The organism is Microbacterium sp. Z11_20 (assembly GCF_057197605.1).
The window spans coordinates 166,147-192,025 of the sequence record NZ_JBXVOQ010000006.1 but is presented as its reverse complement, the minus strand read 5'-3'; the positions used below and the strand labels follow the sequence as shown (position 1 = coordinate 192,025).

Genomic DNA, 25,879 nt, shown 5'->3' with positions numbered 1-25,879 from the left:
TGCCCGTACCGGCACGTTCAGGTGCGCGCGGTAGCGTAGAGCGCGTGACCGGCGGCCGCAGCAACCAGGGCAGAGGGCCGCTCTATCGGCTCTACATCAGCCGCCTCCGCCGGCGTCTGCAGCCGGAGACCGTTCCGCATCACGTCGCGATGATGATCGACGGCAACCGTCGCTGGGCACGCCAGCTGGGGTACGAGACCGCTGCGCACGGCCACCGTGCCGGCGCGGCGAAGATGCGCGAGTTCCTCCGCTGGTGCGATGACCTCGGCATCCAGGTGGTCTCGCTGTACCTGCTCTCCACCGACAACGTGAACAAGCGGGACTCGCGGGAGCTGGCCGACCTCATCGAGATCATCGCCGAACTCGCCGAGGAGCTCTCCCACGAGCGCAACTGGCGTGTGCAGCACGTCGGACGCGCCGAGATCCTGCCGCCGGAGCTTGCCCGCGTGCTCGCCGATGCGCAGGAGCGCACACGCGAGCACACCGGCCTGCATGTGAACCTGGCCGTCGGCTACGGCGGGCGGGGCGAGATCGTCGATGCGGTGCGCAGCATCATCGGCCAGCACGATCGGGAGGGCGGCTCGCTGGAGGAGCTCGCGGCGAGCCTCACCCCCGAGCAGATCGGGGAGCACCTGTACACCGGCGGGCAGGCCGACCCCGACCTCGTGATCCGCACCTCCGGGGAGCAGCGCCTGAGCGATTTCCTGCTGTGGCAGAGCGCGCACAGCGAGTTCTACTTCGTCGAGGCACTCGGCCCGGATCTGCGCGAGGTCGATTTCCTGCGTGCCATCCGCGACTACGCCGATCGCGACCGCCGCTACGGCGGCTGAAACGCCGAATTCACCTCCCCGACACATCTGCGGGTGTGTCGGAGACGGGGCGGTTCCGCCGCCGGTCGTACGGTGATCGCATCGGGCAAGGAGCCCGGTCGGGTCGGCCTTCAGGATCGCGACTCGCAACCACTGGTCGACTCGAGACTGCCGGGTGCAGCACCCGGGTCGGGAGTGGGTTGTGACCGCACGAGCATCACTGAAGCCACGTCGCTCGATCGCTGAGGACTCCGTCTCCGAGGACTCCGTCTCCGAAGACAACGTCGCCGGTGGCGACCTGTCGACGGAGCAGGAGCTCCGCACGTATGTCCTGGACACCTCGGTCCTGCTGAGCGATCCGCGCGCGTTCTTCCGCTTCGCCGAGCACTCCGTCGTGATCCCCGTCGTGGTGATCACCGAACTCGAGGCCAAGCGCCACGACCCCGAACTGGGCTACTTCGCCCGGCAGGCCCTGCGCCACCTCGACGGGCTGCGCATCGAGCACGGCCGACTCGACTTCCCCGTGCCCGTCGGCGCCGACGGGACGCTCCGGGTGGAGCTCAACAACACCGATCCCGCGGTGCTCCCCTCCGGCATGCGGCTCGGCGACAACGACACCCGCATCCTGGCCGTCGCGATGCACCTCGCCCAGGGCGGCACCGAGGTCACGGTGGTGTCCAAGGACATGCCGATGCGCGTCAAGGCCGCCTCCCTCGGGCTGCATGCGGAGGAGTACCTCGCCGAGCAGGCGGTGGACTCCGGATGGACCGGTATCGCCGACCTCGACGTGGGGGGCGACGAGATGAGCGACCTGTACGAGTCGGAGGTGGCTTCCAGCCCCGCCGTGGTGGGGCTGCCGGTGAACACGGGGCTCATCATCCACTCCGAGCGCGGATCGGCGCTCGGGCGGGTCACCGGGGAGGGCGCGTACAAGCTCGTGCGCGGCGACCGCGACGTGTTCGGTCTGCACGGCCGTTCGGCCGAGCAGAGGATCGCGATCGACCTGCTGCTCGACCCCGACGTGGGCATCGTGTCGCTCGGGGGCCGCGCGGGCACGGGCAAGTCGGCGATCGCGCTCTGCGCAGGACTGGAGGCGGTGCTGGAGCGCCAGCAGCAGCGCAAGATCATCGTCTTCCGCCCGCTGTTCGCCGTGGGCGGTCAGGAGCTCGGCTACCTGCCCGGGGACGCCGCCGAGAAGATGAACCCCTGGGGTCAGGCGGTCTTCGACACGCTCGGCTCGGTCGTCTCGCCGAACGTCCTGGAGGAGGTTCTCGCCCGGGGGCTCCTCGAGGTTCTTCCCCTCACCCACATCCGTGGGCGGTCGTTGCACGACGCATTCGTGATCGTGGATGAGGCGCAGTCACTCGAACGGAACGTCCTTCTCACCGTGCTCAGCCGGATCGGACAGAATTCGCGTGTCGTGCTCACCCACGACGTGGGTCAGCGGGACAACCTCCGGGTGGGGCGGCACGACGGCATCGCCTCGGTCATCGAGACCCTCAAAGGCCACGGACTCTTCGGCCACGTGACTCTCACACGGTCGGAGCGTTCCGCCATCGCCGCGCTGGTGACCGACCTCCTGGAGGCCGGCGAGCTCTCGTGAGCCGGGGGAACCGCACATGAGAGCAGTCTCACGTGCGGTTCCGCCCGTTCTCACGAACCTGACGGATGATGTAGTCATCGCGAGGGAACCCCGGTCCGCCCCCCAGGCGGACACCCACGAGAAACACGTCCGGACTTTCCCCCAAACTCCGGGCATTCCAGCCCCCGGCGTCCCCCAGCGCCGGGGGCTCTCTCGTGGGATCTCACTCCCAGCGGTAGCCCGCTCCGCGCACGGTGCTGATCCGCTCGTGCCCGAACTTGCCGCGGAGATAGCGCACGTACACGTCGACCACGTTGGAACCGGGGTCGAAGTCCAGCCCCCACACCCGGCTCAGAAGCTGCTCGCGGCTGAGCACCTGGCCGGGATGGCGGAGGAACTGCTCGGCAAGGGCGAACTCCCGCGCGCTGAGATCGACCTCGCGCCCCGCGACGGTCGCCCGCCGCGCCAGCACGTCGAGGCTGACGTCCCCGTGCACCACGGCGATCGTGCTGGTCTGGACGGTCTCGCGAAGTCGTGAGCGCACCCGCGCGAGGAGCTCGTCGAACTTGAACGGTTTCGCGATGTAATCGTTGGCGCCGGCATCCAGCCCGTCCACCGTGTCGCGCGTGCTGGAGCGGGCGGTGAGCATGATGACCGGAAGGGTGGAGCCCTGGCCGCGGAGGTGGCGGAGCACCTCGAAGCCGTCCATCGACGGCAGCCCGATGTCCAGCAGCATCAGATCCGCCTCGCCCGACAGGGCCACCTCGAGGGCTTCCGCGCCGTCTTCGACGACGGCGGTGAGGTAGCCGGCGGATTCGAGTCCTCGGCTCACGAATGCCGAGATGCGGCCTTCGTCTTCGGCGATGAGGATGAGCGTCATCCGGAGGCCTCCCGCTGCTGAACGACGTCGCCGGCGCGCACGGGAGCCGGGAGATCCGCCGGCGCGCGTCCGCGTCCGGGCGGGATGTGGATGGTGAAGGTGGCGCCGCCGCCCGCGGTGTCGGTGACGGAGCAGTGCCCGTCGTGCGCCTTCACGATCGCGTCCACGATCGCGAGCCCCAGTCCCGATCCGCCGACCGTCCGCCGCCCCTCCGCACGGTGGAAGCGACGGAAGATGCGGTGACGCGACGCCGGCGGGATCCCGGGTCCGTGATCGCGCACCCACAGGCGCGCGCCGTCGTCGTCCACGGCGCTGCCGATCTCGATCAGCGTCCCCTCGGGCGTGTACTTGGCCGCGTTGTCGGCCAGCTGCAGCCAGGCCTGCAGGAGCCGGTCGTAATCGCCCTCCACGCGACCGTACCCGCGGGTCTCGACGCGCCACTGGTGCCCCGGGATCCCGGTCACGAGTTCTCCCACGTGGGCGGTGAGCGCGTCGACGTCGACCACGCTCATCGTCAACGCCCCGTCCTCGACGGCGGCCAGCAGATCGATGTCGTCCACGAGACGTGTCATGCGGTCGAGTTCCGAGATGCCGATGTCGCGCGTGGTGGCGACGTCGACCGGGTCGCGGACGTCCATCGTCTCCAGGTGCCCGCGGACGATGGTGATCGGCGTCTTCAGTTCGTGGCGTACGTCGTCCAGGAGTTGCCGCTGCACGTCGACGGACCCTTCGATGCGATCGAGCATCGAATTGACCGTGCGAGTCAGGTCGGAGATCTCGTCGTTCCCCTCGGCGGGCAGCCGTGTGCCGAAGTCGTCGATGGTCACCGCATCCGCCGTCGCCCGGAGGTCCCGCAGCGGCGAGAACAGCCGGCCGATCACGAACCAGCCGACGATGGCCATGGCCATCAGCATCCCGATCCCGGCAAGCATGTAGGTGAGGATGCCGGTGGCCACCAGCTGCATGCGCGCGTCCAGCAGCACGGCGTGGGCGACCACGACGTCACCCTCGGGGACGGCCACGTAGCGGAGCAGCCCCAGGTCGCTCTGCACGGTGTCGAACGTGGCATCGGCCGGAGCCTGCGCACTCACCGCGCGGACGAAGTCCTCGTCGTCGGCGAGGTCGAGTCCGGCCGAGGTGGACGCGGAGGCGAGCACCGTGCCATCGGCCACGGCGATCGTGCCGTCGGTGCGGGCGGGCACGAGGTTGCGAACGGCCGTGAGCACGGACTCGCGGTCGGTCATCTCCTCGGCCGCGAGCGCCGTGGCGAAGCCCTGCAGCTGCGCGTCGGCGTTCTGTATCACCTGGCTCCGCAGCACCACGAACGTGATTCCGCCCACCACGACGAGCCCGGCGCACGCGACGGCGAGGACTGCCCCCAGGATCCGCGCGCGCGCCGAGGCCATCCTCGGCGTGCGGCTCACGCTTCGATTATGACGTGAGAGCGCGTCAGCCGGGGTGCGTCATCGAGAGCAGGTCGAGCTTCTCGTCCAGCTGGGCCTCGGTGAGCTCCCCGCGTTCGACGTAGCCGAGGTCGATCACGGACTCGCGGACGGTGATCCCCCTTGCGACCGAGTGCTTCGCGATCTTGGCCGCCGCCTCGTAGCCGATGAGCTTGTTCAGCGGTGTCACGATCGAGGGCGACATGCCCGCGTACGCGGCCGCGCGCTCGACGTTGGCCTCCAGGCCCGCGATCGTCTTGTCGGCGAGCACCCGCATCGCGTTGGACAGCAGACGGATGGATTCCAGGAGCGCGGTGCCCATGACGGGGATCGCGACGTTCAGCTCGAACGCGCCCGACGCGCCGGCCCAGCCGATCGTGGCGTCGTTGCCGATGACCCGCGCGCACACCATGAGCGTGGCTTCGGGAACGACCGGGTTGACCTTGCCCGGCATGATCGAGGATCCGGGCTGCAGATCGGGGATGTGGAGTTCACCCAGGCCCGTGTTGGGACCGGATCCCATCCACCGCAGGTCGTTGTTGATCTTGGTGAGAGACACCGCGATGGTGCGGAGTGCTCCGGATGCTTCGACCAGGCCGTCGCGGTTCGCCTGGGCTTCGAAGTGGTCTTCCGCCTCGGTGATCGGCAGTTCGGTCTCGGAGACGATGAGCTCGATGACCTTCTGGGGAAACCCGACCGGCGTGTTGATCCCGGTGCCGACAGCGGTACCGCCCAGCGGCACCTCCGCCACGCGGGGGATCACGGACTGCACCCGCTCGATGCCCAGCCGCATCTGGCGCGCGTACCCGCCGAACTCCTGGCCGAGCGTGACCGGCGTGGCATCCATCAGGTGCGTGCGGCCGGACTTGACGACGTCCTTCCACGCGTCCGCCTTCTCCTCGAAAGCCACGGCGAGGTGGTCGAGGGACGGGATGAGGTCGTCGATGAGCGCCTGGGTCGCGGCGATGTGGACCGAGGTGGGGAAGACGTCGTTGGACGACTGCGAGGCGTTGACGTGGTCGTTGGGGTGGACGGGGGAGCCCAGGTCGCCGGTGGCGAGAGTGGCGAGCACCTCGTTCATGTTCATGTTCGAGGACGTGCCGCTGCCGGTCTGGTACACGTCGATGGGGAACTGGTCGGCGAACTCGCCGGCGATGATGCGGTCGGCCGAGCGGGCGATGGCGTCGGCGATGCCGCCGTCGAGGGTGCCGAGCTCCTTGTTGGCGAGGGCCGCCGCCTTCTTGATGCGTGCCAGGGCGACGATCTGCGCCGGGTCGAGGGCATCGCCGGAGATGGGGAAGTTCTCCACTGCACGCTGGGTCTGCGCGGCGTACAGGGCGTCCTTCGGCACCCGCACCTCACCCATGGTGTCGTGCTCGATGCGGTACTCGGTGTCGGTCACGTCGTCGTCCTCCTGTTGCCGATGGTGGTGGATGTCAGGGCAGCGGGTCGCCCGCGTCACCCAGGATCACGACGGGGGCGGCGGTCCCCTCCGCGAGCCGATAGTTGGCGCCCACGACGGCCAGTCGGCCCTCCGCGACCGCCTCGCTGATCAGCTCGGAGGCGTGCAGCAGCTGCGTGACGGTGTCTCGCAGGTGCACGCGTCCGACCTGCTCGGGGTCGATGGTGTCGGGGGTGGCGGTGGGGTCGGCGCGCTGCACGCGTCGCACCGCAGGCACGATCGAGGCGATCTGGCGCCAGATCAGCGGCGGAAGAAGGGGGGCATCGGGCTGGACGCTCTCGATCGCGGCACCCACGGCGCCGCAGGCGTCGTGCGCGAGCACGACGATCAGCGGCACCTCGAGCACCGCGACGGCGTATTCGAGGCTCCCCACGACCGAGTCGGAGATGATCTGACCGGCGTTGCGCACGACGAACAGGTCGCCGAGCCCTTCGTCGAAGATGATCTCGGCGGCAAGGCGGGAGTCGGAGCATCCGAACAGGGCCGCGCGGGGGCGCTGTCCGCCGGCGAGCTCGTGACGGCGTTCGACGTCCTGACGAGGATGGCGCGGCTGACCGGAGACGAAGCGGGCGTTGCCTTGCCTCATCTCGTCCCACACGGCTCGGGGGGTGGGGTGGGCGCTCACGACGTTGCTCGCAGGTCGAGGATCTTCGGCGCGAGGGCCTCGGCGACGGTGACCGCGGCATCGCGGGAGGCGGACCCGTAGACCATGACGAGGTCGGGTCCGGCGTCGGTGGCCAGGGCGTACGAGACGTTGGCCGCGCGAGAGGGGTCGGAGACGGTGTACTCGTCCCACACGATGCCGTCGATCCTCACGCTGCCGTCGGGGCGGCTCCCGGCGAGGATCTCCGCCGGCCACGCCTCGTCCGCGTCGAACCCCTGCGCCACGCGGAGGAACCCGGCGGTGTCGTCGGGGGCGTACACGACGGTCCACGCGTCGACGGCGCCGCTCTCGAGCGACGCGCCGTTCACCCGCCAGCCCTCGGGCACCTCGGGGATGAGCACGGGACGCTGGAGGTTGTCGCTGAGCGCGGCGGCCTCGGCGGCCACGTCGATCGGCGGTCGCTCGGCCGGTTCGCCGCGCGGCACGCCGAACACCACCACGGCGACCACGACGAGGATCACCACGAGAGCGGTCAGCAGATTGCGGAAGGTCTTGCTGGACCGGTACGCCTGGGACGACGCCGCCTTGCGGGCGGCGGTCTCATCCGGGGTCTCGGGACGCCCGAGCTCGGCCACGACGCGTGCCATCACGACTCCGCGGCGTCCGAGCGGGCGGCGTCCAGGCGGCGCTTGGCGCCCAGCAGCCACTCCTCGCACCGGGCGGCGAGTGCTTCACCGCGCTCCCACAGCGCCAGTGACTCCTCGAGCGTGGGCGCGCCCTGTTCCAGTTCGGCGACGACGCGCACGAGTTCGTCACGCGCCTGTTCGAACGACAGAGTCGCGACATCGGCGGTGCCGGAGTGCGACGCGGTCATACCTGCCATCTTAGTTGGGCTCCTTCCCAGCGGCCGCCGCGGCCGACTCGGCCACCTCGCCTTCGGACCGGGTGGCGATCGAGCCGCGAGCCACGGTGACGAGCACCTCGGTCCCAGCCGGCGCCTGCCCGGCGTCGCGCACGATCACCCCGTCGGCGATGTGGGCGATGGCATACCCGCGCGACAGGGTCGCCAACGGGGAGAGGGCGCGCAACGACGCGCGCAGCTCGGTGGTGCGGCGGTCGTGCGTGGACACGAGGCGGTCCAGGATGTCGCGGCCGCGGTTTCCCAGCATCCAGATCTCCTGCGCCCGTCCGGTGAGGAGGGCATCGGGGGTGCGCAGCACCGGGCGCGAGCGCAGCTGCTCCAGCTGTGCGATGTCGTGGGTGACGCGCTGCGACAGCCGGCTGCTCAGCCGCGCACGCAGCTGGGCGACGTGTGCGCGCTGCTCGCTCACATCGGGGACGATGCGCTTGGCCGCGTCGGTGGGTGTCGACACGCGAAGATCGGCGACATCGTCCAGCAGCGGGTGGTCGTTCTCGTGGCCGATTGCGCTCACGACCGGAGTGGATGCCGCGGCCACGGCGCGCAGGAGCCTCTCGTCGCTGAATCCCAGGAGGGTCTGCGGGTCGCCGCCGCCGCGCGCGATGACGATGACATCGACCTCCGGGTCGGCGTCCAGCGCCTTGAGTGCGGCGATCGTCTCCGGAACGCACCGGTCGCCCTGCACGGCGGCATGCTTGGTGCGGATCCGCACGTGCGGCCAGCGCAGCTCCGCGTTCCGGTGCACATCCTTCTCTGCGTCGGAGTTCTCGCCGGTGATGAGGCCGATGAGCCGGGGGAGGAACGGCAGGCGCTTCTTGCGAGCGGGGTCGAACAGTCCCTCCGCGCGGAGCGTGGTGCGCAACTGCTCCAGCTTCTCGAGCTGATCGCCCAGGCCCACGTGACGCATCGCGGAGACGGCGAAGCTGAAGTCCCCCGTGCGGGGGAAGTAGTCGGCCTTGACGCACGCGATCACGTGATCGCCGGTGGCGAAGTCCTTCGGCAGCCGCTGCGCGGTGCTGGACCACACCCGGAAGGAGATCGTCGCGTCGGTGGCGAGGTCTTTGAGCCGCCCGAAGATGTTGCCGCCGCGGACGTTCCAGCTCGTGACCTCGCCCTCGACCCACACCGAGCCCCAGCGATCGACGAAGCCGCGGATGGTGTCGTTGAGCCGCGCCACGGAGGTGGGCGCGTGCATCGTCGAGTCGCGCGGGGGCACCGAATCGGCCGGGGGTGGCTGCCCGGGAACGGCCTCGGGGTGGAACGTGGTCATGGGTTCTCGCAGATGCATCACCGATCGGCCGGATATCGGCCGTCGTACAGGGGCGCCCTCGTACACTCGAAGGGTGAGCACTCCCGTCGTTTCGCTGCCCGTCCCCCGGATTCCGGGGCGTCGTGGGCGGCTCCAGGATATCCCGGTCGCCGGACGCAAGAAGGTCCTGTTGGCGGCTCCCCGTGGATACTGCGCGGGTGTGGATCGCGCGGTGATCGCCGTGGAGAAGGCGCTGGAGCGGTTCGGGTCCCCGGTGTACGTACGTAAGCAGATCGTCCACAACGTCCACGTGGTCAGCGAACTCGAGGCCAAGGGTGCCGTCTTCGTCGACGAGGTGGATGAGGTGCCGCCGGGTGCCCACGTCGTCTTCAGCGCTCACGGGGTGTCGCCCGCCGTCGTGGCGGCAGCGGCCGACCGGGGGCTGCAGGCGATCGATGCGACCTGCCCACTGGTCACCAAGGTGCACCGCGAGGCGGTGCGGTTCGCGCGCGACGACCACGAGATCCTCCTCATCGGCCACCTCGGCCACGAAGAGGTCGAGGGGACGGCGGGGGAGGCGCCCGACCACGTCACCATCGTCAACTCGCCGGATGAGGCCGACACCGTCGAGGTGCGTGATCCGTCGAAGGTCGTCTGGCTCTCGCAGACCACCCTCTCCGTCGACGAGACGATGGAGACCGTTCGACGGCTCCGTATCCGCTTCCCGCAGCTGCAGGACCCGCCCTCCGATGACATCTGCTACGCCACGCAGAACCGTCAGGTGGCGATCAAGAAGGTGGCCACGGGCGCCGATCTGGTGATCGTGGTCGGTTCGGCCAACTCCTCCAACAGCGTCCGTCTGGTCGAGGTGGCCCTCGAGCACGGCGCGAAGGCGGCCTACCGCGTGGACTACGTCGACGAGGTGCAGCAGGAGTGGCTCGACGGGGTCGAGACGGTCGGCGTCACCAGCGGAGCATCCGTCCCAGAAGTGCTCGTCGACGAGGTGCTGGCAGAGCTGGCCGGTGCCGGCTACCGGGACGTCGAAGAGGTGCGAACCGCGGAGGAGGATCTGATGTTCTCGCTCCCCAAGGAGCTGCGCTCGGACCCGTCCGGCCGTCGCGACGCCCGTGCGCTCGGCGGGCGGGGACGCGCGTGAGCGACGGCGGTCAGCGGCCGCGCCCGCAGTACGGGGAGTATGCCTCGCCCGAGGAGCAGCGCGCGCGCATCGCGCAGCCCGAGGTCACCGACGCTCTCCAGGCGGGTGTGCGTCCGGAGCCGGAGTCGCCCCCCGACGCGCGTCGCGTCTCGACGGCGCATGCTCCGCGGTCGGCGTCGCGTCCGGCGCCGGCGACGGGATGGCGCCTGGCCGACCGCGTCGTGACCATCGGACTTCTCGCGTACGGCCTGTTCAACGTCATCTTCACCGCTCCGCGACTGTTCGATTTCGCCGGCTTCGCCGACGAATACCTGGGGCTGCTGGGGGTGGACGCGTCCTTCAGCAACTTCGAGGCCGCCAACCTCTGGGGTCCGATCGCGGGCACGGTCTACATCGCGGGATGGGTGGCCACGGCGCTCCTGGCGTGGTGGCGGCTCCGCCGCGGCGGCGTCACGTTCTGGATTCCGCTGGTGGGCGGTGCCGTCACGGTCCTCCTGGTGGCCGCGTGCCTGACCGTCCCGCTGGCCGGTGACCCCGCGTTCGCGGACTTCGTCGGACGATTCTCCGCCGCTCGGTGAACCCCGGGCGCCCGCATCTCGTGTGATCTGGGGGAGGTGCGATGCGCGGGAACGACGAGGTGCAGCTCGGCGCCCTGTACGACGCCCACGCGGCGCCCGTGTGGCGGTACGTGGTGAGTCTCACCGGCGACCGAGCCGGGGCGGACGACGTCGTCCAGGAGACCCTGCTGCGCGCGTGGCGGAGCCCGCGGATCCTGGAGGATCCGGCATCGGCGCGCGCATGGCTGATGACCGTCGCGCGCAACCTCGTGATCGACGAGGCCCGCAGCGCGCGGCGCCGGCACGAGGCGCCGGTCGCCGAACTCCCCGAGCGCGCGGGGCCGGATGACTCCGACGCGCTGTTCGACGCGCTCCTCATCGAGGACGCGCTGGCGGCGCTCAGCTCCGATCATCGGTCGGTGATCGTGGTGGCGTACTACGGCGGGCGCAGCACCGCGCAGGCGGCCGAGGAACTCGGCATCCCGGAGGGCACCGTGAAGTCGCGGCTGCACTACGGTCTGCGCGCTCTGCGGCTCGCTCTGCAGGAGAGGGGGGTGACGCGATGAATCCCGAACACGATCGCGTTGCGGAGTGGGACGCGGCGTACGTCCTGGGGGCGTTGTCGCCCGCGGACCGCCGCGCATATGAAGACCATCTGGCGGAGTGCGACGAATGCCGCCGCGCGGTAGCAGAACTCGCCCCGACGGCTGGGCTGCTCTCGCGCGTGCCCGCCGACCGCGCGCGAGCCATGGATGCCACGCCCGCCGAGCCGGCCCCGGGGGTGCGCGACGGCCTCATGCAGCGCGCCCGCCGGCGGCGACGGCGGCGCACGCTGTGGACGCTCGCGGCGGCCGGCGCCCTGATCATCGGGGCCATCGCCGTGCCGGTCACCGTCGCGGTGACGCAGCCGCGGGGCGAGGTGTACGCGTTGACCGACCTGGTCGGAGCGCCGCTGGAGGCCTCCGTGCGCCTGACGAACGTCGCGTGGGGAACGCGCATCGACCTCGTCTGCCGCTACAGCGGCGACGTGCTGGATGCCCCGGAGGGGGGATGGCCCTATGCGCTCGCCGTCGTGGACGCCGACGGCGGGACGACGACGGTGTCGACATGGCGCGCGTCGCCCGGTTCCACGACGAACCTCAGTGCGGGGACCGACCTGCCCGTCGGGGAGATCGGCGCGGTGGAGATCCGCACGCTCGACGGTGAAGACGTGATCATGCGGTACGACGCGGAGAAGTAGCATCGCGGGATGCCCCGTGTTCTTGCCGTCTGTACCGTCCACCAGCTTCGTCCCGACGCGGGATTCCTCGGCGTCACGGCGATCGACAAGCGACCGGTCCCCGGAGCGGTGCGCGTGGGTCAGTACGGCCTCCGCGGCGACGTGCAGGCCAGCCGCAAGCACCACGGCGGAGTGGACAAGGCGCTGTACGCCTATGCGCAGGAGGACGCCGAATTCTGGGAGCGCGAGCTGGGACGAGAACTGCCGCCGGGATGGTTCGGCGAGAACCTTCGCGTCGAGGGGCTCGACGTCAATGCCGCGCGTATCGGGGAGGCGTGGCGCATCGGCGACACGGTCGAGGTGGTGGTGACGATGCCCCGCACGCCGTGCGCCACGTTCGCGCGGTGGGTGGGAGGTTCTGACGAACGCGGCTGGGTGCGCCGGTTCGCGGCCGAGCGCCGGCTGGGCCCGTACCTGCGTGTGCGCCGGGTGGGCAGCATCCGCGCCGGCGACGAGATCGAGGTGCTGACGGTGCCGGAGGGCGCGCCCGGGCTCCTCGACGACTTCCGCGCGCCGGCGTGAACGACGGATGCCCCGACCATCGGCCGGGGCATCCGAGAAGAGCTCGTGCTCAGGCGCCGAGCGACTTGCCGTGCGAGCCGAGCTGCTGCGTGGCCGCGACGACCCGCGCCGCCATCGCCGACTCGGCGACCTTGCCCCACGCGCGGGGGTCGTACTGCTTCTTGTTGCCGACCTCGCCGTCGACCTTGAGGACGCCCTCGTAGTTGCTGAACATGTACCCCGCGATCGCGCGCGTGAACGCGTACTGCGTGTCGGTGTCGATGTTCATCTTGACCACGCCGTTGCGGACGGCCAGCGCGATCTCCTCGTCGGTGGAGCCGCTGCCGCCGTGGAAGACGAGGTCGAGGGGCTTGGGGCCGGTGCCGAAGCGCGAGGCGATGCCCTCCTGGATCTCGCCGAGAAGCTCGGGGCGGAGCTTGACGTTGCCGGGCTTGTACACGCCGTGCACGTTGCCGAAGGTCAGCGCCGAGATGTAGCGGCCCTTCTCGCCGAGGCCGAGGGCCTCCACCGCCTTCGTGACGTCGGCGACCGTCGTGTACAGTGCCTCGTTCGACCCCTCGTGCTGGACGCCGTCCTCCTCGCCGCCGACGACACCGATCTCGACCTCGAGGATCGCGTTGATGTTGTGCAGGCGGGGGAGGAGCTCCTGGGCGATCTGGATGTTCTCGTCCAGCGGCACCGCGGAGCCATCCCACATGTGCGACTGGAAGATCGGGTTGCGCCCGGCCTTCACTTCCTCCTCGGAGGCCTCGATCAGCGGCAGGACGAAGCCGGGCAGAGCGTCCTTGGGGCAGTGGTCGGTGTGCAGGGCGACCGTGATCGGGTAGTTCTTGGCGACCTCGGTGACGTAGCGCGCGAAAGCGAGGGCGCCGGTCGCGCGGCCCTTGACGGTGTGCCCGGCGAAGTAGTCGGCGCCTCCCGTGGTGACCTGAAGGATGCCGTCCGAACCGGCCTCGGTGAGACCCTGCAGCACCGCGTTGATGGTCTGCGAGCTGGAGACATTGATGGCGGGGTACGCGAAGCCGCCGGCCTTGGCGCGGTCGAGCATATCGGCGTACTGGTCGGGCGTGGCGACGGGCATGACTGCTCCTCGATCGTGGAGTGGGGGTTCCCGGCCAGCCTACCGAAGGGCTTTCCCCACCACGGAGTACCCCCGCCACGTCGGAGGACCGGCGCATCTTCCTGAGGGGAAAGAAACGGCATTCCTTCGTGCCGCGCGGGTGCCGGAACGGCCGATCATTACGCCCGCGTCGATAGGCTGACCGCATGGTGAGTCTTACGGCCGACATGAGCCCCCTGCATCCCGACCGCAACCTCGCACTCGAACTCGTTCGTGCCACCGAAGCTGCCGCCATCCGCGCGGTGCCCTTCATCGGTCGCGGCGATAAGGAGGCAGCCGATGGCGCTGCCGTCGATGCGATGCGCGCCTTCTTCACCACCGTGAACTTCGACGGGACGATCGTGATCGGCGAGGGCGAGAAGGACGACGCCCCCATGCTGTTCAACGGCGAGAAGGTGGGCAACGGTCGCGGGCCCCAGTGCGATGTGGCGGTCGACCCGATCGACGGCACCTCGCTGACGGCGGCCGGTCGTCAGAACGCGCTGTCGGTCATCGCGGTCTCGGACGCCGGAACCATGCTGGATGCCTCGAACGTGTTCTACATGGACAAGCTCGTCACCGGTCCCGCCGGCGTCGGGGTCGTGGACATCCGTCTTCCCATCGGCGAGAACATCCGTCGCCTGGCGAAGGCGCTCGGTAAGCCCGTGGATGAGATCGTCGTGTCGGTACTCAACCGGCCCCGCCACGAGCAGCTCATCCAGGACATCCGCGACGCCGGTGCCGGCACGCGGCTCATGAGCGACGGCGACGTCGCGGGCGGTATCAATGCGGCCCGCCACGACGCCCGTACCGACATGTGCGTCGGTATCGGAGGGAGCCCCGAGGGCATCGTCACGGCCTGTGCGATCAAGGCTCTCGGCGGACACATCCAGGGGCGTCTGCGGCCGCAGACCGATGACGAGCGCCAGAAGGGCGCCGACGACGGCCTGAAGTTCGACGACTTCGTCTACGAGGCGGACGACCTCGTCAAGGGCAAGAACACGATCTTCGTCGCCACCGGCGTCACCGACGGCCAGCTCGTCGCGGGAGTGCGGCGGGACCGCGATTGGGTCTACACGGAGAGCGTCGTCCTTCGCAGCGCATCCGGGACGCTCCGTCGCGTCACGTCGGAGCACCTCACGTCCAAGTGGCTCTGACCCACGCTCTGACCCGCGCTCAGACGGGCGCTCAGAACGGCGGCGGATCACCGTCGGGCAGGAACACCACGCGCGGGATCGGTTCATCGACGTAGCGGCGTCCGAGCGGTGAGGTCCACTCGATGGATCCGCCGGGCAGTTGCGTCGCGACCCAGTCGGTCTCCGTCTTGAGCGTGTGATGTCGCTTGCAGAGACAGGCGAGGTTGCAGACGTCGGTCGGCCCGCCTCGCGCGTGGTCGAGGTTATGGTCGTGATCGCAGAGCCGGGCAGGCATGCGGCACCCCGGGAACCGGCAGAAGATGTCGCGAGCCTCGAGGAAGCGGACCATGGGGTCGGTGGCCCGGTAGCGGTCGACGGCCAGCACGGTGCCTTTCACGGGATCGGTGAGGATCCGGTCCCATCCGGGAGCTCCGGCCATGAGGCGGCGGGCGGTCGCCGCATCGATGGGGCACTTTCCCTCGATACTCGCGCCGCGGTCGGTCCGGCCGGCTGCCGTGAGGGCAGGCACCGTCACCTGGATGCGCGCCCGGATCGCGCCCAGGCCGCCGGGCGTCTTGTCCTTCGTCGGATCGATGGCGGGCTGCCCCGTGAGGACGAGGTCGCACAGCAGGTCGGCTCGCACCTGGTGAAGGGTGCGGGTATCCCCGATGGGGACGGCGTCGGGGGCCGCGGTCGTTCTCGCGTCGGCATCGCTGTCTCGTGCCGGCGGCCGTTCGTTCGCTGGGTCGGCCGCGGCGCTGCGGATGGCGCGGGCCTGCTGGGAGAGACGGTCGTGGATGGCATAGGCCAGGGCCGCCGGGAGAAGAGCACGCAACTCCGCCATCCCATCATCGACCTCCGTGACCGTGACCATGCGGGTCTGCTCGGCACGCTGGAAGCGGACCGTGATCGATTCCGGATGCAGACGCTCCGCCAGCGCCGTGGCGAACGCCTTGGTACGCGCCGCCGTCTCCCTCACCGCGCGCTCCAGAACGACCCGCTCGAACGCCGCCCGTTCGTCCGCGCCCAGCAGGGCGGCGCCGGCGTCGTGGATGACGGCGGCGTGCCGCAGCGTGATCCGACCCGAGGCGAGCGCCTCGACGGTCGCGGGGAACTTCTCGGTGAGTGCGAGCGCGTCGCCCATCCGGTGCTGTACCGCGCGGTCGTTCCAGCGCAGCGCCGCGCCGATCTCGGCGGCGACGGCGCGCAGCACCATCTCCCGCGTCTGATCCATCCGGGGGCGATGGGCCATGCGGGAGAGGGCGATGCGCATGGCGGCCGCGAAGTGGAACAGCGCTTCGGCTTCGAGTGCCGCCACCGCTTCCTGATACCCGCACAGCCCGTCGACGATGTCAGCGAGGTCGGGGTTCTCGCTGTTATCTTCGTACCTACCGGGGCTTTCCATGGCATAAACATCGCATGAACCTCCGACACTGCGGATGGCGCGGACCGGTTCTGTGGAGTATCCCTCGCGGGGGCGTCCTGTGGAGGGGAGGTGCGTCCGGCAGGAGCCCGCACGGCCGTGACGCGTCGCGCAAGCGGGTGTGGCGCGCGCCGTGGGCTGGAAGCGTGACGTCAGGTCGCCGCGGTGATCGATGAGGTCGCCACTGTGATCGAGTCGTGACACCTCCCCGCGGCGAAGTCTGGCAAAATTGTCCATGGTGTCGATGGGGATGCTGTTCTCAGAACGATCATCGAGGGGTAACGCCAGATGTCTGTGCAGACGAACACTCCGGCGCCCAAGACGGGCGCCCAGGCTGTCATCGCCAACGCCGTTGACCCTGCACGCCGGCCGGATGTGCTGTTCCGCGTCCGGCGCGAAGAGGGACAGCAGATCAGCGCGTGGTGGATGGTGGGCGCGTTCGTTCTCGTCTCCGGCGCGGTCATCACACTGCTCAGCTTCGTCCCCGGCGGCGCCTGACCCACTGGCGGCCGCAGCTAGCGCTCGTCGAGTTCGATCCGCTGCCGGACGTCGCCGAGGTCCGCACCCACGACGGGTTCGGCCGGGTCGACGGCCACCAGTTCCGGCGCGCTCCACCGCCGAAGCGGGGTCTCGACCGCTCGGGGCGGGGAAACCGCATCCAGCTTGGTGTCGTCGATGCCCGGGAAACGGCGTGCGCTGGCGAGCACGCGACTCTCCAGTGAGCCGGCGAACCGGTTGTAGCTGTCGACCGTCCGCTCCAGCGCCCGCCGCAGATCATCGGCGTGACCGGCTACGGTCCCGATGCGCTCGTACAGCTCCGTTCCGAGGGCGAACAGCTGCCGCGCCTCCTGCGACACATCCTGCTGCGTCCACGTGTACGCCACCGTCTTCAGCACGGCCCAGAGGTTCACGGGGGAGGCGAGCGCCACGCGCTTGGCGAACGAGTAGTCGAGGAGGCCAGGATCTTCCTCGAGCGCGGCGGCCAGGAGCGACTCGCTGGGGATGAAGCACACCACGAACTCGGGGCTGGTGGGCAACGCGGCCCAGTACGCCTTCTTCGCGAGCGCGTCGACGTGTGCTCGGACGGCGCGCACGTGCTTGTCGAGGAGCGACTTGCGGCGAGCACCCTCGGCGCCGGTGGCGGTGAACGCAATGGCGCTGGCTTCCAGGAACGCATCGAGGGGCACCTTCGCGTCCACGGCGAGCGTCTTGTCGCCGGGCAGGCGCACGATCAGATCGGGCCTGGCGGTACCGCCGGAGTCGGTCGCGAGCGTCGACTGCGTATCGAAGTCGACATAGCGAAGAAGCCCGGCCGCCTCCACGACCCGGCGCAGCTGCGTCTCGCCCCACACGCCGCGCGTTGTGCCCGATCGGAGGGCCGAGGCGAGCGACTCGGTCGTCGCCCGCAGCGATTCGTCCGACTGGGACGCGCGCCGCAGCTGCTCGCTCAGGGTCGCGAACTGGGCACCGCGGTCGCGTTCGAGCTCTTCCACCTTGCGCTGCATTGTCCCGAGGGTTTCCCGCACGGGCTCGAGAGCCCGGAGCACGGTCTGCTCCCGTCGCTCGCGCTCCTCCCGGGCCGCCTGCTCGGCGCGGGTCTGGCCGGCCAGCTCGCGGTACAGCAGCTGCTGGTGATCCAGCTGCGCCTGCACGCCCGCCCGCCCCGCCTCGCTTCCGGCGAGACGAGCCGCGAGGTCGGCACGTTCTCGTGCACTGCGGGCGGCAGCGCGCGACGTGCCCACGGCGAACCCGGCGAGCGCACCCACGAGGACGCAGGCGATCGCCACCAGGGGAAGAGTCAGTGCGTCCATGCCGTCATTGTGTGCTCGGCCACCGACATCGCTCAGGCGACGGCGAGCATCGCGTCCACGCGCGGGGCGGCGATCGCCGAGATCCGCACGCCCGTGGCGGCAGCGAGAGCATCCACGTCGTCGGCCTGCACGCGGCGGGCCGCGTCGATCACGATATGCGCGCACGCGAGCGCGTCGGCCAGGGCGTCGTGGTGGGCGAAGTCTCCGAAGCCGGCCGCCGCGGCGGCGAGGGGCAGGCGATAGGACGCCAGCTCGTACGTGCGACGGGCCACGTGGAGACTGCACAGGTAGCGGTACGGCGGGCATACATCGCCGGTCGCTTCGCACGCGCGGCGGAGCACCGCCATGTCGAAGCCGGCGTTGTGCGCCACCAGCACGTCTGCGCCGGCGAACGCGGTCAGCTGGTCGAGCTGAGCGCTCCACCCGAGAGCCGACGCGACATCCTCCGGCCGGATCCCGTGGATGCCGATGTTGAAGTCGACGAATGTGTCGTGCCCGGCCGGTGGGCGGATGAGCCATCCTGCCGTTGCGACGACCTTGCCGTCCCGCACGCGCACCATGCCCACGGAGCAGGCCGAGGCATTGCTGGAGTTCGCCGTCTCGAAGTCGATCGCGGTGAAGTCCAAGGGCACGCCCCCAGAGTCGCCGCCCGGTCCGTGTCCGCCGGTCAGGCGCGCCGCGGGGATGGCGATTCCTCCAGCTGTGCTGTCTCACTTCTGCAGCTTCTGGGTTGCCGAAAGCTGCAGAAGTGGGACATCCCGCGGCCGGGGGTCCGCGTAGGGTCGAAGAATGGCCAGCCGCGAAGAGATGTCGACGTCGTTCGGAGCCGCAGCCGATACCTACGAGGCGGGACGCCCGTCGTATCCGGCCGAGGCGGTGGCCTGGATGCTGCAACCCGTGCGCGGGCCCGGCCGGGCGCTCCGCGTCGCCGACGTCGGCGCCGGTACCGGCAAGCTCACGCGCGGCATCGTGGAGAGCGGCGCCGAGGTCATCGCGATCGATCCGGACGCCGGGATGCTGGAGAGCCTCCGCGCGAACGTCGTGGGCGTTCCGACCTTCATCGGGCGCGCCGAGGCGCTGCCCCTCCCGGACGCGGCGCTGGATGCGGTGCTTCTCGGTCAGGCGTGGCACTGGGTCGACGTGCCTTCGGCATCGGCCGAGGTGGCCCGCGTGCTGCGGTCCGGGGGAGTGCTGGGCCTCGTGTGGAACATCCGCGACGAGCGCACGCCGTGGGTGCAGCGTCTCACCGCGGCGATGCACAGCAGCCAGGCCGAGGAGATGCTCGCCGAGGGGGGTCCGAGCGTGGGTGCGCCGTTCGACCGTGTGGAGGAACGCTCCTGGCGCTGGACGCGCCCCATGACGCGCGACGACATCTTCGCCATGGCCCGCTCGCGCAGCTACCTCCTCACCGCCGAGCCAGACGAACGCGCGCGCATCGAGCAGGCGCTCGCCGACCTGTGCGACGAGATCGGCGCCGTCGGCCCCGCCGTGGTCGACCTTCCCTACGTCACGCGCGCGTTCCGCGCCATCCGCCCCTAGCCCGCCCGTCCCCGCCGCCGTCGCCCGCGCGCGTCGGCCCAGCGCCCCGCCTCCGCCGCCCGCGCGCGTCGGCCCAGCGCCCCCGCCTCCGCCGCCCGCGCGCGTCGGCCCAGCGCCGAGAAACAACACCCCGGACGAGACATAACGCGTCGCGTCCTGTCGCGTCCGAGTTGTTATGTCTCGCGCCCGGCGCGCCGGCGCACCCGGGTGACAGCATCCCTGCCGCCCTCCGCGCGCCCCGCCCGCACAGCCCGGCGAGAAACAACATCCCGGACGAGACATAACGCGCCGCGTGGTGTCTCGTCCGGATCGTCGTTTCTCGCGTGCGTGGGGGTGGCGGTCGGCGGAGCCCGGGGGAGGCGGGCGGGCGCTGAGGCGCAGCATCCCCCCGGGTAGACTGGACTCCCGTGGCTCTCACCATCGCAATCGTCGGTCTCCCGAACGTCGGCAAGTCGACCCTGTTCAACGCCCTGACCAAGAATCAGGTGCTCGCAGCGAACTATCCCTTCGCGACGATCGAGCCCAACATCGGTGTGGTGAATCTTCCCGATCCGCGGCTCGAGAAGCTCGCCGAGGTCTTCCACTCGGAGCGCATCGTGCCGGCCGTCGTGTCGTTCGTCGACATCGCCGGCATCGTGCGCGGCGCCAGCGAGGGGGAGGGGCTCGGGAACCAGTTCCTGGCGAACATCCGGGAGGCGGATGCGATCGCCCAGGTGGTGCGCGGATTCGCCGACGACGACGTCGTGCACGTCGAGGGCGCCGTGAACCCGGCCAGCGACATGGAGACCATCAACGCCGAGCTGCAGCTCGCCGACCTCCAGACGCTGGAGAAAGCGATCACGCGGTACGAGAAGGAGGTCAAGGGTCGCAAGCTCGACCCCGCCGTCCTCGAGACCGCGCGAGCTGCCGAGCTGGCGCTCCAGAAGGGCCAGCTGCTCTCCGCCTCCGGCATCGACCTCGCCCCCATCCGTGAACTCGGATTGCTGACCGCCAAGCCGTTCATCTTCGTCTTCAACGTGGATGAGGCGGTCTTGACGCATGACGCGCGCAAGGCCGAGTTGGCCGCTCTCGTCGCTCCGGCGAAGGCGGTCTTCCTCGACGCGAAGATCGAGTCGGAGCTCATCGAGCTCGACCCGGAGGATGCCGCCGAGCTGCTGGCTTCGACCGGGCAGGAGGAGTCGGGGCTCGTCCAACTCGCGCGCATCGGATTCGACACGCTCAACCTGCAGACCTACCTCACCGCCGGCCCGAAAGAGGCTCGCGCGTGGACGATCGGCAAGGGCTGGAAGGCTCCGCAGGCGGCCGGTGTCATCCACACCGACTTCGAGAAGGGCTTCATCAAGGCCGAAGTCATCTCGTTCGACGACCTCATCGACGCCGGCTCTGTGGTCGAGGCCCGCTCGCGCGGCAAGGCCCGCCTGGAGGGCAAGGACTACGTCATGCAGGACGGCGACGTGGTGGAGTTCCGCTTCAACAACTGAATGGCCCGTTTTGCCGCGGAATTCCGCGGAAGTTGGCGATCCAGTCCGCAAGGAGTCCGCCAAAGTCCGCAGAACGTTTCCGACGAGAGCGCCCGCAACGGCCCTCGTGGTTCATCGGCGGTGGCCGAGAGGTGGCTGTAGGTGTTCAGCGTCGCGGTCGCTTTCGCGTGTCCGAGGGCACGCTGAACGGTCACCACACCGCACCCCGCAGCGATCAAACCCGACGCGTAGAAGTGCCGCAGGTCGTGTACCCGGACGCGCCCGACGCCGGCACGTTCAGCGTCGTGTTCCACCAGTATTGGACGGTGTTCTGGCGGGGCGGTTCGTTGCGCTTGCCGTAGAAAAGCCACTTACCGGCGCTGAACGGGTGGCACTTCGCGGGGTGCTCGCTGAGCAGGTTCAGCAGCTCGTCGGGCGCAGGGATGTCGCGCTCGGATCCGTCCTTCGGCGGACGCATGTCGACCAGGCCGCCGGGCTTGCGCGGCACCTGCCGTCGCACGCGGATCTGGCGGTGGGAGGCGCAGAAAGCGATGAACGGTCGGAACCAGTCCGCGGCGGCGGCCATGATCGCCGCGACTTCCTCCGGCGTGCATCTGCTTCACCCACGCCTCGACGTGAGATCGGCGGATGGTGCGCAGTCCGACGTCAAGGAAGGCGCAGTTCGCGACCGTGAGGGTCATCGCGACCACCGTCGTCGGCGCCCACACCTGGCGCTGCGACCAGTCGGCGAAGTATGCGCCGCCGAGGGAGACCGCGCCCGGCTTTACTGCCCAGTGACGAACTGCGATGCGACCTCGTCGAGCCACCGTTGCGCGTCGCCCTTGGCGCGCGGAAGGGCCGCGAGTATTGCTTGCGGAGCTCATCGCGGTAGAGGGCGCGCCACGCGCCGTCAGGACGCTGCTCGATGCTAGCCATCGCCCACCTCGCCCTGGTCGACGATCTCTCTTTGACACATGGAATCGACCGGCCGGAACCGCCAACTCGAGCTCACTGCGATGCCGAGCAGGGGGCGGGCTTGCGGTGCCCGTCAACCACGAAGCCACCCAGGCCCCATTCCGTGGCCGCGAGTCGCAAAATCCGCGGAGGCTTCATCGCTCGGGCCCCGATAAGTGGGCAAGACCAAGCGCGCTTGACTCAAACGATCGCCCGCAGCGCACTCGCACGAGCGCTCCGAGCTGCCCTTCGAGTGCGGCGCACCGAAGCGCTATATCCGGCGCGCCCCCACCGCAGCCCTCCGATATGGTTCGGAGATGACCGTCGCAAGTACGAACGAGGCATCGCGTGAACTCAGAATGGACTTCGCCGGATCCCTGGTGAAGCATCTTGGGCTGCAGATGTACTCGGGCGCGGTGCCCGCAATCGCTGAGCTAATCTCCAATTCCTACGATGCCGACGCGACGAGGGTTGTGGTCAAGATTCCGCTCGACACCGCACTTGACGCCGGATCCGAGATCGTCATCAGCGACAACGGAATCGGCATGACGTTCGACGACTTGAACGACAAGTACTTGGTCGTTGGCCGTGACCGCCGGGCGAGTGGGAATGATCGCTCACCGAGCGGACGGCTGGTGTTGGGACGGAAGGGGCTCGGGAAGCTCGCCGGTTTCGGCATCGCAAAAGTTGTCACGGTGACGTCGGTGAAGAATGGCTGGTTGACCAGCTTCGAAATGTCGTATGACGCAATTCTGGAGAGCAATACGCGAGCGTACAAGCCGAGAGTGCGGGAGGACCGCGCCGTCGCAGAAGGAGAGAACCTCGAGGACGGCACAGAAATCCGCTTGACGGAACTCCAGCTCAAGAACCGGATTCTGTCGGAGTCATTCTTTCGGAGCATGGGTCGCCGGTTCTCGATACTGGGGTCAACTTTCGAGGTTGAGCTCAACGATCAGGTACTTCAGCCAGATAGCACGGAGCTTCAGTTCCGTTACCCCACCGAGGGCGTGGACACGGTCGACATAGGCGGCGTGGGCACCGTGACGTGGTGGGTCGGCTTCACGGAGAAGCCGATCAAGAACGACGACATCCGCGGGGTCTCGGTCCTTTCGCGGGGCAAACTAGCGCAGACGCCGTTTTTCTTCGAACTGAGCGGCGGCACGCAGAATCAACTAGGTTTGCAGTACCTCACTGGCCAGGTCTTTGTTGACGGACTCGATGCCTTCGGCGAAGACCTGATCGCGACAGATCGCGCCACGATCTTGTGGGAAAACCCGGTCGCTCTGCCGCTCCTGGAGTGGGGGCAAGGGATGGTTCGAGACGCGCTTCGCAAATGGGCAGCGGCGCGGGCGGAGAAGCAAAAGGAGCGTCTTCGGGGATCCACTCCGTACCTCGACCGAATTGAGAAGTTTCCGGAGAGGCAGCAGCGCGAGCTTCTCAAAGCGATCGATACCCTTGCGGACGCTCCTACCATCGAGAGTGAGCGGCTCGACGAGATCGTGCAGATCCTTCTGTCTGCGTATGAGAACGAGCAGTTCTTTGCGCTGCTCAAGGAACTTAGCGCCCTGCCACAGGAGTCCAAAGCTTCCCTCACCGAACTGATCTCCGAGTGGGACATCCTTGAGGCCGTGCAAACCGCGCAGATTATCCGTGGGCGCGTGATAGTCGTGAAGACCCTACGGCGCCTGATCCGCGAACGCGCCCCGGAGAAGCCAGTCATGCAGGATCTACTTCGTGAACATCCCTGGCTGATCGATCCCGCTTGGGAGATGCTCCATCACGAGCGGTCTCTCGAAACGGTACTTCGAGAGACCTTCCACAGCGCGGTAAATGAGGGCGACCAGCGCCGACTGGACTTCATGTGTGTAGGCGACAGTTCGACGGCGATTGTTATCGAAGTGAAACGACCGGGCGAGACTATTGGAACGACCGAACTGCGGCAACTGCAGGACTACGTCAACACCCTCAAAGAGCGCAACAGTCGGGCGGGCAATGCGTCGACCGTGCGGACGAACGTCGCTGGAGTCATGATCTATTCGCATCTGAGCCGGACCCCCGGTGTTGAGGGACTCCGCAACGACCTCATCAGTCAGGGATACAGGATCCAGCCGTGGGACCACTTGCTCGAGGCAGCCGAGCGCGCACACCGCGACTTCTTGGATGTCATCAAAGATCGGGCACCGGAAGATCCGCGGATTGCCGCGATCGACGACCTCGATGACCCTGAACCACTCTCTGAAGACGCGGACCTCCTCGACGTCTCCTAGGTTTATGAAGCCGCTTTCTATGCTTTGCGACGAGCGACTCTTTACTCAATGCGCTTCAGCAGGTCGAACGCGATCCGTTGCGCCATCTTGACTGGCACTGCATTGCCAATCTGCCTCTCGATGGATCCCCTCGTGCCGGAGAACCTGTAGCTCGAGGGGAACGTCTGAAGAGATGCAGCTTCGCGAAGTGTGATCGGGCGGTTCTTCCCAGGATGAATAAAGGGGCCGCTTGAGGGTGTCGTGCACCGAGTGGTCATCGTGGCTGAGGGGGCGTCCCACTTCATTCGTCCATAGGAACCTGTCGCATTCCGTCGCCCATCAAACTTGACGTGGCAAGCGAGTTGAAGGTCTGCCGGAAGGTCAAAGCGGCTCCCAGCTTCCGGAATCGCATCGATCCGGCGTTGGACCATTGGCGGAACCATTCGCTCTTCGCTCAGAGCGTCGAACGACAAATCAACATCGTCGAGGGCCTCAAATGCTTCCCGTACGGTTACTGGGGCCTCAGGATCCTCCGGGGTCAGCTGCTTCGGAAGGCTCGATCGAAGCCCTCGAAGCGCAACGACGATCAGCCGATGGCGCTTCTGCGGAACGCCAAAATCTGCTGCGTTCACGGAGTAGCTCTTAGCTGCGTAGCCAAGCTTGCGGAGTGCGTCGAGAAGCTCCTTCAGTCGGCGGTCTCTTCGCAGGCCCGGGACATTTTCGAGCAGCACGCTCTTTGGCTTGAATGCTCTTACAAAGCGGATGGTGTGCCCTACCAAGTCATTGCGCGCATCATCAGTGCTGATGCGGCCCTCCGCGAGAGTGGAGAAACCTTGACACGGCGGGCATGCCTTGAGGAGCGCCAGCTCGCCTACTGCCAGTCCTAGTTCGTCCCGCATGCCTGTCGCCGAAATGGACTTTATGTCACGTTCCCATACGCGCGCTTCGGGATGGTTTAGGCGGTACGACGAGGCTGAGTCGGCGTCAATTTCAACCGCACCAATCACATCGAAGCCTGCGTCGCGAAGACCTTGTGTTGCGCCGCCCGCGCCTGCGAACAGGTCGATGGCCTTAGGTCGGGGGGGCATCGTGGATCCTGTCTTTAGCGCAAGCGGTATCAACCCTCGACTCTAGCTCTCGCTGGCCCTGGGGCATCGCTAGTTTCGCGCGCGGCGCGCCGAAGTGGCGGGCCGCCCGGTGGCGCTGTGCCAGCACGGAGCGTAACCCAGATCGACGTGCGCGCGACTCCCCGCCCGCGGCGGAGCCGGTTGCGGGATTGCTCGGGACCTAGGATGACTGAACTGCGGAACTGCGGAACTGCGGAACTGCGGAACTGCTGCACGTTACTCGACGCGGACCGAGGCGCGGGTCGTCCTTTGTTAGGAATCCTTTCGCGTACCAGGGCGAGCACGGGGCTGGCGCGCTCAGTGAAAACATAAACGTTGAAATGACACGCCGATGGGTCGGCTGTCCGGTGGCCCCGCATACGTTGATGCCGATAAGTGCCCGATTCGACACCTGGGCCGGGTTCATCCCGCAGAGTTGAGGGCTGGATGAGGTCGACGAGCTCGAGTTGAGCGCTCATCTGTTTCGCTTCTTCCGAGGCGACTGCGACCGCAGCGTGAGCGAGGAGGTGATCGAGGTGGATTTTGCTGGATCGCTCATCGAGTGGTGCACTCGCGCCCCCGTTGACGTACGACGCGGTGAGCTCCGCGTCGCCATGTGCTCCGTATTGAAGCGGCGACGGAGG

Annotated in this window: 26 protein-coding genes; 12 read left to right on the top strand and 14 right to left on the bottom strand. The window is 68.6% G+C overall.

Features of this window, described 5'->3' with window-relative positions; genetic code table 11:
* The first annotated feature begins 44 nt into the window (after positions 1–44).
* Positions 45–830 (top strand): isoprenyl transferase, encoded by a 786-nt coding sequence (locus AC2DFQ_RS15270; protein WP_484534477.1) that lies wholly within the window; start codon positions 45–47, stop codon positions 828–830.
* Between the two features lie 277 nt (positions 831–1,107).
* Positions 1,108–2,412, top strand: a complete 1,305-nt coding sequence (phoH2, locus tag AC2DFQ_RS15265; RefSeq protein ID WP_484509980.1) for an RNA 5'-3' helicase PhoH2 — start codon at positions 1,108–1,110, stop codon at positions 2,410–2,412.
* 202 nt (positions 2,413–2,614) lie between these two features.
* Here the strand turns inward: phoH2 and AC2DFQ_RS15260 are convergent, their stop codons facing one another.
* From AC2DFQ_RS15260 to xseA, 7 genes are read right to left on the bottom strand one after another with little or no spacing between them, the layout of a single operon-like run.
* Positions 2,615–3,271, bottom strand: coding sequence for a response regulator transcription factor (locus AC2DFQ_RS15260; protein ID WP_484508795.1), 657 nt, complete (start codon positions 3,269–3,271; stop codon positions 2,615–2,617).
* Entirely contained in the window at positions 3,268–4,695 is a 1,428-nt protein-coding gene (locus tag AC2DFQ_RS15255) for a sensor histidine kinase (RefSeq protein WP_484534476.1), read from the bottom strand. Before AC2DFQ_RS15255 ends, AC2DFQ_RS15260 begins: the two co-directional genes overlap by 4 nt.
* Before the next feature lie 25 nt (positions 4,696–4,720).
* Positions 4,721–6,115: a class II fumarate hydratase gene (locus AC2DFQ_RS15250; RefSeq protein ID WP_484534475.1), complete on the bottom strand. Its 1,395-nt coding sequence runs from the start codon at positions 6,113–6,115 to the stop codon at positions 4,721–4,723.
* Positions 6,116–6,149: 34 nt separating this feature from the next.
* On the bottom strand, positions 6,150–6,761 hold the full coding sequence (locus AC2DFQ_RS15245) for a carbonic anhydrase (RefSeq protein WP_484534564.1): 612 nt from the start codon (positions 6,759–6,761) through the stop codon (positions 6,150–6,152).
* 35 nt (positions 6,762–6,796) lie between these two features.
* Positions 6,797–7,426, bottom strand: coding sequence for a DUF4245 family protein (locus AC2DFQ_RS15240; RefSeq protein WP_484534474.1), 630 nt, complete (start codon positions 7,424–7,426; stop codon positions 6,797–6,799).
* On the bottom strand, positions 7,426–7,653 hold the full coding sequence (locus AC2DFQ_RS15235; protein ID WP_484508799.1) for an exodeoxyribonuclease VII small subunit: 228 nt from the start codon (positions 7,651–7,653) through the stop codon (positions 7,426–7,428). Before AC2DFQ_RS15235 ends, AC2DFQ_RS15240 begins: the two co-directional genes overlap by 1 nt.
* 10 nt (positions 7,654–7,663) lie before the next feature.
* Positions 7,664–8,968, bottom strand: a complete 1,305-nt coding sequence (xseA, locus tag AC2DFQ_RS15230; RefSeq protein WP_484534473.1) for an exodeoxyribonuclease VII large subunit — start codon at positions 8,966–8,968, stop codon at positions 7,664–7,666.
* 73 nt (positions 8,969–9,041) lie between these two features.
* Between xseA and AC2DFQ_RS15225 the strand changes: the two genes are divergently transcribed.
* Genes AC2DFQ_RS15225 through AC2DFQ_RS15205 form a run of 5 tightly spaced genes read left to right on the top strand, consistent with a single transcriptional unit; the run spans position 9,042 to position 12,461 of the window.
* Positions 9,042–10,103, top strand: coding sequence for a 4-hydroxy-3-methylbut-2-enyl diphosphate reductase (locus tag AC2DFQ_RS15225; protein WP_484534472.1), 1,062 nt, complete (start codon positions 9,042–9,044; stop codon positions 10,101–10,103).
* Complete coding sequence (locus tag AC2DFQ_RS15220) at positions 10,100–10,681, top strand: DUF6264 family protein (protein WP_484508802.1); 582 nt, start codon at positions 10,100–10,102, stop codon at positions 10,679–10,681. Before AC2DFQ_RS15225 ends, AC2DFQ_RS15220 begins: the two co-directional genes overlap by 4 nt.
* A gap of 41 nt (positions 10,682–10,722) precedes the next feature.
* On the top strand, positions 10,723–11,226 hold the full coding sequence (locus tag AC2DFQ_RS15215; protein ID WP_484508803.1) for a sigma-70 family RNA polymerase sigma factor: 504 nt from the start codon (positions 10,723–10,725) through the stop codon (positions 11,224–11,226).
* On the top strand, positions 11,223–11,900 hold the full coding sequence (locus AC2DFQ_RS15210) for a zf-HC2 domain-containing protein (RefSeq protein WP_484534471.1): 678 nt from the start codon (positions 11,223–11,225) through the stop codon (positions 11,898–11,900). Before AC2DFQ_RS15215 ends, AC2DFQ_RS15210 begins: the two co-directional genes overlap by 4 nt.
* A 9-nt stretch (positions 11,901–11,909) precedes the next feature.
* Positions 11,910–12,461 carry an MOSC domain-containing protein gene (locus AC2DFQ_RS15205; RefSeq protein WP_484508805.1) on the top strand — a complete coding sequence of 184 codons (552 nt, stop codon included), beginning with the start codon at positions 11,910–11,912 and terminating at the stop codon, positions 12,459–12,461.
* 49 nt (positions 12,462–12,510) lie between these two features.
* Here AC2DFQ_RS15205 and fbaA read toward each other — a convergent pair whose 3' ends face one another.
* Positions 12,511–13,542: a class II fructose-bisphosphate aldolase gene (gene fbaA, locus AC2DFQ_RS15200; RefSeq protein WP_484534470.1), complete on the bottom strand. Its 1,032-nt coding sequence runs from the start codon at positions 13,540–13,542 to the stop codon at positions 12,511–12,513.
* A gap of 185 nt (positions 13,543–13,727) precedes the next feature.
* Here fbaA and glpX point away from each other — a divergent pair, with 185 nt between their 5' ends.
* Entirely contained in the window at positions 13,728–14,717 is a 990-nt protein-coding gene (gene glpX, locus AC2DFQ_RS15195; protein WP_484508807.1) for a class II fructose-bisphosphatase, read from the top strand.
* A 31-nt stretch (positions 14,718–14,748) separates the two neighbouring features.
* On the opposite strand, the gene AC2DFQ_RS15190 is transcribed toward glpX, so the two are convergent.
* On the bottom strand, positions 14,749–16,101 hold the full coding sequence (locus AC2DFQ_RS15190; protein ID WP_484534469.1) for an HNH endonuclease signature motif containing protein: 1,353 nt from the start codon (positions 16,099–16,101) through the stop codon (positions 14,749–14,751).
* A gap of 306 nt (positions 16,102–16,407) precedes the next feature.
* On the opposite strand from AC2DFQ_RS15190, the gene AC2DFQ_RS15185 reads away from it, so the two are divergent.
* On the top strand, positions 16,408–16,617 hold the full coding sequence (locus AC2DFQ_RS15185) for a UDP-N-acetylmuramyl pentapeptide phosphotransferase (protein ID WP_484508809.1): 210 nt from the start codon (positions 16,408–16,410) through the stop codon (positions 16,615–16,617).
* 17 nt (positions 16,618–16,634) lie between these two features.
* Here AC2DFQ_RS15185 and AC2DFQ_RS15180 read toward each other — a convergent pair whose 3' ends face one another.
* A complete protein-coding gene (locus tag AC2DFQ_RS15180) occupies positions 16,635–17,930 on the bottom strand; it encodes a DNA recombination protein RmuC (RefSeq protein WP_484508810.1) in 1,296 nt (431 codons plus the stop codon).
* Between the two features lie 32 nt (positions 17,931–17,962).
* Positions 17,963–18,562, bottom strand: coding sequence for an exonuclease domain-containing protein (locus tag AC2DFQ_RS15175; RefSeq protein ID WP_484534468.1), 600 nt, complete (start codon positions 18,560–18,562; stop codon positions 17,963–17,965).
* 157 nt (positions 18,563–18,719) lie between these two features.
* Between AC2DFQ_RS15175 and AC2DFQ_RS15170 the strand changes: the two genes are divergently transcribed.
* Both AC2DFQ_RS15170 and ychF read left to right on the top strand, forming a co-directional pair.
* A complete protein-coding gene (locus AC2DFQ_RS15170) occupies positions 18,720–19,469 on the top strand; it encodes a class I SAM-dependent methyltransferase (RefSeq protein WP_484534467.1) in 750 nt (249 codons plus the stop codon).
* Positions 19,470–19,876: 407 nt separating this feature from the next.
* Positions 19,877–20,950 carry a redox-regulated ATPase YchF gene (ychF, locus tag AC2DFQ_RS15165; RefSeq protein WP_484534466.1) on the top strand — a complete coding sequence of 358 codons (1,074 nt, stop codon included), beginning with the start codon at positions 19,877–19,879 and terminating at the stop codon, positions 20,948–20,950.
* Here the strand turns inward: ychF and AC2DFQ_RS15160 are convergent.
* Positions 20,902–21,243: a tyrosine-type recombinase/integrase gene (locus tag AC2DFQ_RS15160; RefSeq protein ID WP_484534465.1), complete on the bottom strand. Its 342-nt coding sequence runs from the start codon at positions 21,241–21,243 to the stop codon at positions 20,902–20,904. The two genes, ychF and AC2DFQ_RS15160, sit on opposite strands and share 49 nt — an antisense overlap.
* Positions 21,165–21,515, bottom strand: a complete 351-nt coding sequence (locus AC2DFQ_RS15155; protein WP_484534572.1) for a hypothetical protein — start codon at positions 21,513–21,515, stop codon at positions 21,165–21,167. The genes AC2DFQ_RS15160 and AC2DFQ_RS15155 overlap by 79 nt, the downstream gene beginning before the upstream one ends.
* A 685-nt stretch (positions 21,516–22,200) precedes the next feature.
* Here AC2DFQ_RS15155 and AC2DFQ_RS15150 point away from each other — a divergent pair.
* Positions 22,201–24,150 carry an ATP-binding protein gene (locus tag AC2DFQ_RS15150; protein ID WP_484534464.1) on the top strand — a complete coding sequence of 650 codons (1,950 nt, stop codon included), beginning with the start codon at positions 22,201–22,203 and terminating at the stop codon, positions 24,148–24,150.
* A 41-nt stretch (positions 24,151–24,191) separates the two neighbouring features.
* Here the strand turns inward: AC2DFQ_RS15150 and AC2DFQ_RS15145 are convergent, their stop codons facing one another.
* Entirely contained in the window at positions 24,192–25,217 is a 1,026-nt protein-coding gene (locus AC2DFQ_RS15145) for a DNA cytosine methyltransferase (protein ID WP_484534463.1), read from the bottom strand.
* Positions 25,218–25,879: the final 662 nt, after the last annotated feature.